At 58.3% G+C, this 7,692-nt stretch carries 9 protein-coding genes; 2 read left to right on the plus strand and 7 right to left on the minus strand.

The genetic code is table 11. From position 1 onward, the window contains the following. Positions 1-8 precede the first annotated feature (8 nt). The 7 genes from LBR61_09570 to LBR61_09600 form a co-directional block, all read right to left on the minus strand. A complete protein-coding gene (locus tag LBR61_09570) occupies positions 9-158 on the minus strand; it encodes a hypothetical protein (protein MDR1732324.1) in 150 nt (49 codons plus the stop codon). A gap of 13 nt (positions 159-171) precedes the next feature. After that, positions 172-1,473: a TRAP transporter large permease subunit gene (locus LBR61_09575; GenBank protein MDR1732325.1), complete on the minus strand. Its 1,302-nt coding sequence runs from the start codon at positions 1,471-1,473 to the stop codon at positions 172-174. A 21-nt stretch (positions 1,474-1,494) separates the two neighbouring features. Then, a complete protein-coding gene (locus LBR61_09580; GenBank protein ID MDR1732326.1) occupies positions 1,495-2,061 on the minus strand; it encodes a DUF6305 family protein in 567 nt (188 codons plus the stop codon). A 163-nt stretch (positions 2,062-2,224) separates the two neighbouring features. After that, a complete protein-coding gene (locus LBR61_09585; protein MDR1732327.1) occupies positions 2,225-2,752 on the minus strand; it encodes a DUF1850 domain-containing protein in 528 nt (175 codons plus the stop codon). Between the two features lie 21 nt (positions 2,753-2,773). Beyond that, positions 2,774-3,754, minus strand: coding sequence for a TAXI family TRAP transporter solute-binding subunit (locus LBR61_09590; protein ID MDR1732328.1), 981 nt, complete (start codon positions 3,752-3,754; stop codon positions 2,774-2,776). Between the two features lie 207 nt (positions 3,755-3,961). Then, complete coding sequence (locus LBR61_09595) at positions 3,962-5,137, minus strand: 2-hydroxyacyl-CoA dehydratase family protein (GenBank protein MDR1732329.1); 1,176 nt, start codon at positions 5,135-5,137, stop codon at positions 3,962-3,964. A gap of 20 nt (positions 5,138-5,157) precedes the next feature. Then, complete coding sequence (locus tag LBR61_09600; protein MDR1732330.1) at positions 5,158-5,940, minus strand: acyl-CoA dehydratase activase; 783 nt, start codon at positions 5,938-5,940, stop codon at positions 5,158-5,160. A gap of 567 nt (positions 5,941-6,507) precedes the next feature. Between LBR61_09600 and LBR61_09605 the strand changes: the two genes are divergently transcribed. Next, the gene (locus tag LBR61_09605) at positions 6,508-7,218 is read left to right on the plus strand and encodes a hypothetical protein (GenBank protein ID MDR1732331.1); all 711 of its coding nucleotides are present in this window, start codon (positions 6,508-6,510) and stop codon (positions 7,216-7,218) included. A 120-nt stretch (positions 7,219-7,338) separates the two neighbouring features. Next, on the plus strand, positions 7,339-7,692 hold a 354-nt coding region (locus LBR61_09610), incomplete at its 3' end, for a hypothetical protein (protein MDR1732332.1).

Here is a 7,692-nt window from a genome sequence, read left to right on the forward strand (position 1 = left end):
TCACCGCCTCACTTCAGCATGAACAGGCGCAGCACCAGCGGAATCACCACCAGCGCCGCCGTCATCTGTTTCCAGAAAGTTTTCTCTTCGAAGAGACACCGCAGGACCAAAAGAAGAATCAGACCGACGATGCCTCGATAAATCAGGGTCATAACCATGTTTATCCTCCCGTCATTTCGTCAGGAACGGCGCCAGTTGCGCGGACCAGGCGATGATCGCCACGCCCCATAAAACCGTCACGATCGCCGGAACGGCGCATTTAACCAACACTTTGAGGTAGTTTTTCTCCTCCACGACCTGCGCCGCGAAGATCCCCGCCAGCGCCGTGGGCGGCATCAGGTCCCCCAGGCTGGCGATCAGGGCCAGCGCGGTCCCCACCAGAATCTGATCCCGGTCGAGCAGCGCCAGAATGAAGGGCACCCCCAGCACCGAGGCGGCTCCAAAGGAGGAAATCGCTCCGAACAGTGGAATTGAAATTCCGATGCTGACATAAAGCAGCCAGGAGGGGATGTCCAGCGCCGACACGGAAACGAAGCCACGGACGCCGTTCAGCGTCATCACCTGAACGAACATCCCCACGCCCATCAGAATGCCCAGAACGGGGAGGGCGTCGCTGACCGCGCGGGTGGCGGAGCTGACGGGGTTCCACTTCTGCCCGCTGAACAGGGCGCAGGCCGACGCGATCAGGAACTGCAGGGGCATTCCCAGAGAAGGAAACTGCTCGGGGAAGAGCTGTTCTCCGGTCATCAGGACGATGAGCGCCGCGAAGGGCAGGAACAGGCGGAAAGTGAGAGGGGCTCTTTCCATGCGGACCAGCTCCGCCTCCAGACCGGCCTCGTCTACGCAGTCCCGGCGGCGCAGCCAGGGATAGATGAAGGTGAGGGCCACCAGCAGAGCCAGCGGCACGGTGGCAAACAGCAGCGGCAGGGCGAACCCCACGTAGGGCATGTCGATGCCGCCGCCGATGATCATAACCGGAATGTCCACGGGAGGCGCGATCATGCCGTAAATGGCTCCCAGCGCAATAGCGGCGCCCGTTTGAGCCTTCGGAACGCCCAGCCGGAGCAGAATGGGGGCCACCAGCGCGCCGGTGGTCAGGCAGGCGGCGGTGGAGGATCCGGTCAGCATTCCGGGAAGCATGATCAGAAACATGACGCCGATGGACAGCAGCAGGGGCTGCCGGCGGAACTTCCGGATGCCCCAGGAGGCCACAGCCTCCATCAGGCCGATGTCCTGCACCGTTTTCATGAAGATCATGGCGCAGGCGATAATGAGGATCGTGTCGAGGTAGCCGAACATGCCCTCGACCAGGTGCCGCACGGGGATTCCGAATCCCGCGAACAGCGCGCCGACCACGGCGGCGGCCGACATCGCCACGGCAATGGGCAGCTTCAGGGCAAAAGCCCCGAACGCGAAACAGACGATCATGGCGAGGGCGTAGAAACCCTCCGGCCAGAACCAGTCCCAGGTCATGAGCCAGGTGAGGGCGCGTCCCTACAGGGAGACGCCCCACTCCTTCAGAACGGCCGAGAGATCGCTGCCCGCGGTCTGGATGCTGGCGGACTCCACCAGGGTTACGGAAGCGGGCTTTACCTGGTCGAAGAGCCCGTCGGCGTTGGCTCCCTTCACCACGATCAGGGCGTCCGCCAGGGGAAAGACCCCTTTGACGAAGAGGTCCGAAAGGTCGCCTCTCCGACCCTCGCCCCCCACGTGCATGACGAGGGCCTTCATGCCTTTGGCCTTCGCGGCGTTCACCAGGGCGATACCCCGCTTCAGCTCGTCGTTCCGGTCGATTCCGGCGGCCCCCAGCCCCTTGGAGCTGCCTCCCACCACGGCGATCAGGACCTTCTGCCCCTGCAGATCCGCTTCCTTCATGGTGGCGTTGTAGTCCGCCGCGACCTTCATTTTTTTAAGGATGACGTTCACCATCACGGCGTCCGGGCTCTGTCCGATGGACGTCAGAGCTATTTCCGAGGCCTCCGCCCGGGCATCTCCAATCCCCAGGGAGGCGAAAGAAAGAAACAGGACAAACACCAGCGCATAAACGATTTTGCGATGCATGACGCTCACTCCTTAATTTTTGTTTTATACAAAGTTAAATTTTCCTGTTATCTCATTCTCCCGATTTTTGATTTATATTTTATTATTTATTTTATTATCCTTGCCTGTCACTCAAAATTAAAGTTAAGCATTTTTCCGTAATTTATGTTTCGCAGTTTGTAATTTATGGAGATGTTTCATTTTTTTCGACGGCGAGGCGCAGCCGGACGTGGTGGGGGAGTTCGGGGCCGGAGGTGAAGTACCGCCAGTTGAGAAAGAGGTCCCGGGTCGCCGTCCGGGAGTTGAGCCACACCAGCTCCTCGAATCTCTGACCGATGTCCTCCATGTGGATCAGACCGTCCTTCACGTAGCTGATTTTTCCCTTGTTTTCCGGAATGCCGGCTCCGAAGGCCGGGAAGGTGATGGCGTCCAGCACGAGGGCCCCGTCATCGGAGATGTGGTAATACTCGTTCCAGGGGATCTTCTCCAGCGAGTGAATCCAGCCGAAGAAAAGCCGGTCTCCCGCCTCAGCCGGCGCGGAAGCGTAAACTTCGCCCGTCTTCCAGTCGCGGACGCGCAGAACGAACCTTTTCTCCGCCCCCGCCGGGCCGGCGAAAAGCAAAAAGAGGAAAAGCGACAGGACGACCTCCCGCGTCGTTAAAAGAAAGGGGAAAGCGCATAATGGCCTTCCCCCTGGCGCGTATTCAGACATGAAGCCTGAAGGGAATCACGATTATTTCAAAATGCCCTTTTCTTTGTAGTATTTCACCGCTCCGTCGTGGAAGGGAACCGAGGTCCCCACGATGCCCCGCAGCGCCGTCTCCGGCTTGATGTTGACCTTCGCGGTGTTGTGGGAGCCCTGGATCACTTCGAGTCCCGCCGGCGAGTAGATGTTGTCGAGCAGGTCGTAAACCACGTCTGCGGGCAGCTTGGAGTCCACCAGCATGATGTTCATGACCGCCGCCGTGGTGGTGTCTTTTTCGGTGTTGTAGGTCGCGGCCGGAATCGTGGCCTCGATGTAGAAGGGGTATTTCTTCCGGAGATAGGCCAGAGCCTCGCCCTCCACGGGAACGAAGGCGATTTTCTTGGTGGTTCCCAGCTCCAGGATGGTGGCGTTGCCCAGTCCGGAGGTGACGAACGCCGCGTCGCAGAGCCCGTTCTTCATCTGGTCGATGGCTTCGCCGTAGTTGAGATAGTCCACCTTGCAGTCGGCGTAGGTCATGCCGTAAGCCTCGAACATCATGCGGGCGTTGAGCTCCACTCCAGAGTTGGGGGCGCCGACGCCGATTCGTTTGCCCTTCATGTCCGTAAATTTTTTGATTCCCGAATCAGCCGTGGTGACGATCTGGCAGTAGTTGGGCCACAGACCCATCATCGCCCTCAGGTCCTTTGCGGGGGGCTTCCCCTCATAGGCGCCGAAGGCCTCGACGGCCTGGATGACGGAGTCGGCCATGGCGATGGCCATTTCTCCCTGCCCGGTCAGCAGAGCATTGATGTTTTCGGCTGTGGCCCCTGTCGCGGTGGCCGAGGTCTTATACCCCAGACTGCCCAGGAAGGTGGAAAACGCCCCTCCGATGGGGAAGTAAATCCCGCTGGACGGTCCGGTCAGCACCGTAATGAAATAGTCGCCCCGTTTGATCTCGGCGGCGGAGGCCATCGTACACGTCATCACGAACAGTGTAACCATCAAAACACGTACCCACGATTTCTTCATCTGTGACTCCTCCTTAAAATATCTATCGAAAGATCCTCAGGGCCAAATGACATCGATGTTACATGATCACCCTGTATTTTATTGTACAACAGGATTTGGAAACATTACAGGAAAAGATACGTCCCAAAAACTCCGAAGGTTGCGCGGGCGGTCAGGAGGGGCAGGCGAAGCTCCCCGCCGGCGGGCCCTGCGTCATTCTGCGCCATCCTATACCATCATTTCGATGAACGCGCCCATGCGCGTGGAAAGCTGCTCCGTGTCGCCCTGATAGTAGTCGGTCTCCACCGCGATGTAAGGGACGTCTTTTTCCCCCATGCGCTCCCGGACCTGGAAGGTCTCCACGCTGTAGGTGTGGCACGCCTGCAGGATGATGTCCACAACGCCGTCGGCGCGGTACTCGTCCGCCAGTTCCTCCAGGAGGTCCAGACGTTTCACGTTGGGGGTCATGCAGGAACAGGGGATGCCGAGGTACTTGGCAGCCAGCGCCTCGTAAGGCGGAAGGGTTTCGTCGACGAGCTCGCAGATGGGCTTGACGCCGCCGCAGTTCTCGAAAGCGACGATGACGCCGCCGTTGTTCTCGATGGCGTTGAAAACTTTTTCCAGGCTCTTCCCCGTGGGGCAGCCCGTCACGATGATCCGCCGCCTGTCCGCGACGCGGCGCTGCCCGTTTTCGTGGTTTTCCCGGAGCTTTCGGGTCAGCTCGCGAATGAGCTCCAGAGCTTTCGGGTCGCCGAAGGAGACCTTGAAAAATTCGTTGACGGTGTGCAGTTCCAGCCCGGAAAGCGGAGCGGGCGACAGCTTCGACAGGTCGTAAAACGCATTCATGATGCGGCGTTCGTCGTTGCGGATTTTAATCTCCCGCCGCAGGGCGTCCTCGGTGATCGTGACGCCGAAAAACTCCTCCAGCCGGGCGGCCAGGCGTTCTATTTCGACCCGCCAGGCCCTTTTCGCCTCCTCCCCCAGATAGGTCTGAGGCAGCTGCATGACGTGGGTGGGCCGCAGACGGTCCAGCAGCTCGTACATTTTCTTTTTGCCGTCGCAGGTCGTCTCCCCCACGACAATGTCGCAAAAGTGGAAATAGGGACAGGTGTCGGTCAGGGCAAAACCGTAACTGGCCTTGATGAGCGGGCAGAGGTTGCGGGGCAGGTGCTCTTCTCCCGCCGCTATGGGCTTTTCGCTGGTGCTGCAAAGCGACACGGGAATAGCCCCCGCCGCCCGGATCACTTCGAAGGGCGTGTAGGCGCAGTAACACCCCACGATTTTGCGCCCCGCCTCGCTGGCCTCCTTTATCCGGACCGCCCCCGCCGGAATGGCGTCCCGCATCCGCTCGAACAACGATTCCACGTCATGTATTAACGTATCATGTATAAACTCATCATGCATAAAGTTGATCCTCCCGAATATCAGTTTTTCAGTTCGCCGGCGATGACGGCCGCACCCAGGGCGCCGGCCCAGCGCGCCAGCGGGTCGGTGTATACGGGCGCGCCCAGAGTGTCCGAAAGCCGCCGGCGGATGTATTCGCTTCCGCAAAGCCCTCCCGAAAGGAAAAATTCTCTCCCGCCGCCCTGTTTGCCGCACATGGCGGAAACGCGGGCCACGATGGACTCGCAGATCGCGAATGCGATGTCCTCTTTCTTCCGGCCCCGGCCGATCATGCTGATGACCTCGCTTTCGGCGAAGACGGTGCACATGGCGCTGATGCTGGCGTCTTTGCCGTCTTCCGCGAGGTCGAAAAGTTCCGTCAGATCCAGGGCCAGAGTGTTGGCCATGACCTCCAGAAAGCGCCCCGTTCCCGCCGCGCACTTGTCGTTCATCAAAAAATCCTTCGCCCTGCCGCCCGCCAGGGCGATCACCTTCGTGTCCTGGCCGCCGATGTCGATGATCGTGCAGTCGCGCCCAAAGAGGCGGTGCACTCCCCGGGCGTGACAGCTTATTTCCGTGACGGTTTTGTCGGCGTAAGGCACGGAGACGCGGCCATAACCGGTGGCGACCGCCCGCGCGTCCGCCGTCAGGGGCTTTTTCTCCGCTTTTTCCATTTCTTCCATAGCCGTCCAAAGGGATTTTGCCGCTTCGGAACTGCTCCATCCCGTGGGAATCGCCGCTTTGAACAAAATTGTCCCATCCTCGCCGAGCACGACGGCTTTCGCGGCTGTGGAACCTATATCGACGCCAATGCAGGTCGCCATTTTTCTCCTTTTCCTGACGCATCCGACGATCGTCCGGCAGCAAACAAAAATACGCCCTGAAAAAGGCATACTCCGGAGGTGTCGTTGGGAAACGTTAACTTTAATGGGGTTATGGTCTGAGCGTTGCCGTGAAGAAGGAATGCCCCGCCGTTCTCAAAATTTTCGCGCATGGTCCACATGGCCCTGATACAGCTCATGTCCAAAAGAAACGATTCACGCGGGGTCCTCCTTTCATAAACTACGGGTGAATATTGAATATTCTCAGTTATATCCTTAATTTAGCATGGTCCAGCTTACGTGTCAACCGCTGTTATTCCTGTTATTCTTTCTGTCACTCTTACCGGCGGACGCTCTTTTATACCAATTTGAAATAAAAGGCCTAAAGTTAGAATAGCTAAAAGCAGTGATATTCAAACATTAGCTTCTTCATTAACGCTCGGTTGAAAGCAAATTGGTATTACCTGCGGTTCCGGTATAATACCTCTGTTGAATTTGAAGGAGCGCTGATTAACTGTTCGACGGCTCACGTTTATTATTGAAAGATGACGAAAGAGAGGTCCTGCTGCTTTGAAAATCGAAATTGCGCCGGAGGTTTTTTCGGCTTTTCCGGGGTATGTGCGCCATGTTCTGGTGGCGGCGGATGTGGACAACACGAAGGAGGATCCGGCCCTTGTCGCAATGCTCCGCGAGGCGGAGAGCCGTCTTCGGGAGGACGAAAGTTTCGCGGACCTGAAGGCGCATCCGCTGATCGACTCCTGGCGCGGGGCGTTCCAGTCCTTCGGCGTCAACCCGAACCGCTGTCCGCCTTCCATCGCCAACCTGATCAAACGGGTGCGGGGCGGGAAGGACATGCCCTTCGTGAGCAGCCTTGTGGCGATTTTCAACGTCGTCAGCATGAAGTACATCCTGCCGGCGGGGGGCGACGACCTCGACAAAGTGAAGGGGGATATTCGCCTGGCCCCTGCGGCGGGAAACGAACACTACACGCCTCTGGGAGCCCCCGGCGAGCGGGAGACGCCTGACCCCGGGGAGATCGTACTGCTGGACACGGGCAACGGCGAGGTTTTCTGCCGCGCCTGGTGCTGGAAGAACGGCGAAGTCAGCAAGATCGAGCCCTCGACCCGCAGAGTGGCCATCAACATCGACGCCCTGCCGCCCATGAGCCTGGACACGGGACGTCAGGCCGCGGAGGAGACGATGGACCTCGTAAAGCGGTTCTGCGGCGGAGTCGTCGTCCTTCATCGGCTGGACGCGGCGAAAACCGGCGTGGAAATCTGAAGGTTCTTCTGAATCTGGATTGACACCGACAGGACGAAATCGGAGCGCGGATGAAAAGGACGAGATGGAAAGGATGGCCTGAAGAGAAAACATTATGTTGGAGAAGGGAAAACATGGTATATGGCGCATTTGAAAGCAGAGGAATATAGAACTTTTGAGAGCATAAAGCATATCCGCGAAGACGGCGGGGAATTTTGGTACGCACGTGAACTTGCGCCAACGCTTGAGTACGCGAAATGGGAGAACTTCTCAAAAGTGATCGACCGCGCCATGCTTGCCTGCAAAAACAGCGGATTCGAGGTTACGGACCATTTTCCTGAGGTCGGGAAAATGGTCGAGATAGGCAGTGGAGCGAAACGCAGGCAGACGGATTATGAACTTTCGCGGTACGCCTGTTATCTGATTGTTCAAAATGGCGACCCGCGCAAAGAGATTGTCGCTCTGGGACAAACGTATTTTGCAATTCAGACCCGC

Source organism: Synergistaceae bacterium, assembly GCA_031272035.1.
Lineage (GTDB): Bacteria > Synergistota > Synergistia > Synergistales > Aminobacteriaceae > JAISSA01.